The following is a 1,579-nucleotide window of genomic DNA, read 5'->3' as shown; positions in this document are numbered from 1 at the left end:
GCTCCGCTTCCGGCGACCTGTTGGCCGGGGTGATGCAGGCGTTGTCCGCCCTGTCGACGGCCACGCGCAGCCGGCTCGCCGGGTCGGTGCCGGCGAGCCGGTCGGTCAGCTCGGCCACGAGCAGGTCGGGAGAGACGGGACGGACGCGCATCCGACCATGGTGCCCCGCCGCGCCCCGCCGCAGTACCGACGCCGTGCTGCCGTGCCGGCGGGGCGCGGCCGGGCGCGGCGGGGGCCGCCATGTCAGTGACACTCCGTCAGGTCAGCCGGGGAGGGCATGTCGCCGCCCGACCCCTTTGCTCTGCACCCCAGAGTGCACCAGTTACTCGCCGTCATGATCGGTGGCGGAAGCGCAACCGGCCTCGGGACGGAATACGCAGGTCAGGGAACTGGCGCATATCAGGGTGCAGAGCAAAGTGGGGAGAGCGGCGGGTGGCACCCCGACCGACCCGACACGGAGCGTCAACTGTCCTGACCGTGACGCAGCGCAACCGAGATCGGCCGCGTCGCGGTCGCCACGCCTACGCCACGCCACAGCCACGCCGATCCCGCGCGTGCCGACCCATAGGCGGCGGGAGACGGTCAGCCGGTGCGGTCGATGGTGATCCGGGCGTCGTCGGCGAGCCGGTAGCCGACGCCGTAGACCGTGGTGACCAGGGGGACGTCCACGCCGACCTTGCCGCGCAGCCGCCGTACGTGCACGTCGACGGTCCGCACTCCGGCGTGCTCGTAGCCCCACACGGCGTTGAGCAACTGGAGCCGGGTGAACACCCGCCGCGGGTGGGCGACCAGGTGCAGCAGCAGGTCGAACTCCAGACGGGTCAACGGAATCGGCTCGCCGTCGCGCAGCACCGAACGGGAGGCGGCGAGGATGTGCAGGACGGGGATGGTGGACGCCAGCGGCCGGGACGGCGACCGGCCGGCGGGAACCGGGTCCGGGCGGCGCTCGACGGGGGCGTTGGTGGTGGCGGTGATCGTTCCCTCGCCGCGCTCCAGCATCTCCCGCGCGGCCTCGAGCAGCCGACGGGCGGGCGGGGTCAGCGACTCCTCACAGGCGAGGGGAATGGTGAGGGTGACCGTGAGCATCGGTGCGGCGGTGTTCGCGGGCCGGCGCTGACCGCCGGGGGGCCGACCGGGAACAGCGGGCTGGGACGTATGCCATCCGGCGCGCGACGAGGCGGGGCTGACCGACATGGTCCTCCTTGGCTGGTCCGGGTTACTCCCCACGGCCCGGGACGCCGCTTTATCGATGCTTCCCGGCGCCCGTGCAGGGGTCAAGGGGCGGCTGCGTTGCATGAATGTGACAATTGACGAACACATCGGAGCCAAACGCTCGCTCTGCGTACGAAGCCTGATGATTACAGCAGAGCCGCCGAGTTAGCCCGATACGGGGGGTACCCGCCTGGTTCCTATTCGTCCCGGCCATCAACCCACCGTGGTGGAGAAACGTGATTCACGACCAGGTAGCAGCATCCGGACGCGCTCCCACGGGGAAGCGCCCGTCTCGGTGGTGGGACGGCCGCACCCGCCGAGGCGGTCCGCGCGCTGCCCGCCGCGCCGCCGGCCCGCTGGCCCGCTC

The 1,579-nt window shown here is 72.1% G+C and carries 1 protein-coding gene; it reads right to left on the bottom strand.

The genetic code is table 11. The annotated features are described in order from the left end of the window. Positions 1–582: 582 nt before the first annotated feature. Positions 583–1,194: a winged helix-turn-helix domain-containing protein gene (locus tag AB0I76_RS29530; RefSeq protein WP_357042309.1), complete on the bottom strand. Its 612-nt coding sequence runs from the start codon at positions 1,192–1,194 to the stop codon at positions 583–585. Between the last annotated feature and the right edge of the window lie 385 nt (positions 1,195–1,579).

Origin of the sequence: Micromonospora sp. NPDC049799, from assembly GCF_040656655.1 — a bacterium.
Lineage (GTDB): Bacteria > Actinomycetota > Actinomycetes > Mycobacteriales > Micromonosporaceae > Micromonospora.
Note: the sequence above shows the minus strand (reverse complement) of the source record. Positions and strands in the feature narration are given on the sequence as shown.

Excerpts from the sequence above, each read along its gene's own strand:
- AB0I76_RS29530 (WP_357042309.1), bottom strand. The coding sequence starts at position 1,194 with ATGTCGGTCAGCCCCGCCTCGTCGCGCGCCGGATGGCATACGTCCCAG.